This window comes from Bradyrhizobium sp. NAS80.1 (genome assembly GCF_001908205.1).
Lineage (GTDB): Bacteria > Pseudomonadota > Alphaproteobacteria > Rhizobiales > Xanthobacteraceae > Bradyrhizobium.
Window position 1 is genome coordinate 1 of sequence record NZ_LGHL01000340.1, and the last position, 2,349, is coordinate 2,349.

General features: G+C 58.5%; 3 protein-coding genes. 2 read left to right on the forward strand and 1 reads right to left on the reverse strand.

Annotated features, from left to right (window positions below; genetic code table 11):
- A partial coding sequence (locus AC629_RS48035; protein WP_210419218.1) for a hypothetical protein occupies positions 1–227 on the forward strand: 227 nt, incomplete at its 5' end.
- A 672-nt stretch (positions 228–899) separates the two neighbouring features.
- Here the strand turns inward: AC629_RS48035 and AC629_RS43050 are convergent.
- The gene (locus AC629_RS43050; protein ID WP_084810670.1) at positions 900–1,712 is read right to left on the reverse strand and encodes an aminoglycoside phosphotransferase family protein; all 813 of its coding nucleotides are present in this window, start codon (positions 1,710–1,712) and stop codon (positions 900–902) included.
- Positions 1,713–1,981: 269 nt separating this feature from the next.
- Between AC629_RS43050 and AC629_RS43055 the strand changes: the two genes are divergently transcribed.
- Entirely contained in the window at positions 1,982–2,182 is a 201-nt protein-coding gene (locus tag AC629_RS43055; RefSeq protein WP_143199907.1) for a hypothetical protein, read from the forward strand.
- Positions 2,183–2,349 lie beyond the last annotated feature (167 nt).

The following is a 2,349-nucleotide window of genomic DNA, read 5'->3' on the forward strand; positions in this document are numbered from 1 at the left end:
AGGCGCTTGAGCGCGATAGAAGAAGTTATTCGTCCAAGGCGGTTCTAACGCTTAAGCTAGCACGCGGCTTCAACCTAGACGACGAACTGAAGAATGTAATCACAAGCCGGAGTAAAGGACAGCTTCGGAAATTCGTGAATGCAGATGAAGGTCGTTGTCGCCGCCGGGCGACCGGACGCGGCATTGAGGAAAACCCTCAAACGCCGCGCAGATGCCGGCTGAAATGAGTTCACGAGGTTCGGCAGTTTCTTGCTGGCTTGTAAAGCCGCTGAAGGACGCGCAGTCTTGTCGACGCGGCCCTTCCCGGAAGTCTGGGCCTGATGATGCTCTCGATTGCGCGGCATCAAATCATGATACGGAACGGACTCTATCTAGCTGAGACATGGTTTTTGGACGGAGTAGATGCCTACAATCGGCATGTCATGGTGCTCCGTGATGGCACGATGCGTGGGGGCGGCCGATTTTACTATACCGTCGGGAGCTACACTTGTTCTGACGGCAAGTGGAAGGGTGAAATGACGAGCCGAGAGCATTCGCCAATATCTGGTACGTACCCATGGGCACGAAAGGTTCTTACCATTGGATTTGCTGGGACCTACTGGGATGACGGTGCCCAGTTTGAAGCCACGGCACTAGCTGGCAAGCAATCCTTTCGGTTCAAATCTGTCTACCGGTTGCTCGTCGCAACTTGAAAGATTTGCAACGTCCGGAGGCCTTTCAAAATGGCTCATGGGTCACAAGCGCCGTTTGGCGGATGGCGCTGCTGCTTCCGGTCAGCTCCAATGAGCCGACGATGCCTAAGATAACCGCGCCCGATCAACATCTATATTCAAGCGCCCTTCCCAGACGTTCAATGTCGTAGCCTCTCGTCGGTCGGCGAATATGGCACCTGTTGCGCTTCAACGATCCAGTTCGGCGGCGGCTAGCTCGGCAATGCGCAGATCGATCTCTGCCAAAGGATCTTCGTCACCAAGAAACCAAGCCGCCGACAATCCGGTCCACGCGAGAATCCAGCACAAGAGGCGTTGTCGTTCCACCTCCGCGACCTCGGTGATGACTTTCACGCGCGATGCGAAGCGGCCCGGCTCAGTCGCGACAGGACGGCTCGGATCGCTCAGGTCGGGATTGGTAAAGATGTTGGCGAAGTCGAAGCTGCGCTCACCGACGAGGCCCTTAGGATCAATGGCGAGCCACCCGCGCGCGCCAAAGTCGAGCACATTGTTGTGGTGCAGGTCTCCATGTAGCACCACGCACTCGCGCGGTTCGGCGAGCAGCGATTGCGCGGTCTCGGCGCAGCGAACCAGGATGCCCCCGTACTTGGCAGCCGCCGGCTCCAGTTCATGAAACCAGTGCGCCAGCGGGATCAGTTCGGGAATGGGCTTCGGGCGGGAAGCGTGCAGCTGCGCGGCGGTGGCGCACAAAATACGGCAGGCTTCGTTATCGCGTCCCACGCGGGCCATGTCGGCCAAGGAAGACGAGCCTAGGGCACGTTCCACGAGCAGGGCTAGGTGATCTCTGGCTAAGACACGCGCGGCGCCTTCTCCTTCCCACCATTCCATCAGGGCGCCGCCGCGACAGTCGTCCCTCTCATGGGACACTTTAAGCATGGCAGCATCACCGGACCGCCGCACCGGAAGCAACCTGGCGGCCGGTGTCGTGATCGGATTGCCATCGGGGACCAGGCCCCAGCGCGTTAGGTAAGGCTCAAACATTGGGCACCTTGACGTATGTCCACTTCGGGGTCCACGAGCAGTCCTAAACGATTGTCGCTGCTGCAATGTCGGCTTACGGCCCCCACAAGCGGAAGTCAGCCATTTCCCCAAATAGTATCCTCAATCTCAGGACTGAAGTGGCAAACTACCCCCGGTAGCTTTTCCGCCACCGTGACCTTCGCCCCATAGAAACTCCGGAAGCTTCGCGATAGTAAGGGCCGCCAAATTCCCAGCGTCGTGGAGCGCAACTCTGTGTGAAGCGAGGAACGATGACACGCATATTCCAATCGCTGTTTTTCGTGTGTGGCTTGACGGGCCTGCTTCTGAACCTGGCTTTCATCATCGTGGCTTTCACGCGCGACGTACCGATCGAGACCTCGGCGGTCGAGACCGCGCTCGAGCTGCTCTGGGTCGGCGGCGTCACGTTCTTTGGATTGGGCGCTCTGATCCTTGGCGCCGAGCACGAATAGGAAGGCGAATGATGAAACTCTGAGGCTGCCAAGTGCTCGGTCCGCTCTATCTATGATTGTGTTGCAAAACTCCGGTTGAGGCGACTCGCGAACCGTGATTCCGTTGGTTTGAGGCGGCATTTGCGGGAGCAGCGGATGTTAGGGCGGCAGGAGAGCGGTCAGGGCCA

Excerpts from the sequence above, each read along its gene's own strand:
- AC629_RS43055 (WP_143199907.1), top strand. The coding sequence starts at position 1,982 with ATGACACGCATATTCCAATCGCTGTTTTTCGTGTGTGGCTTGACGGGC.
- AC629_RS43050 (WP_084810670.1), bottom strand. The coding sequence starts at position 1,712 with ATGTTTGAGCCTTACCTAACGCGCTGGGGCCTGGTCCCCGATGGCAAT.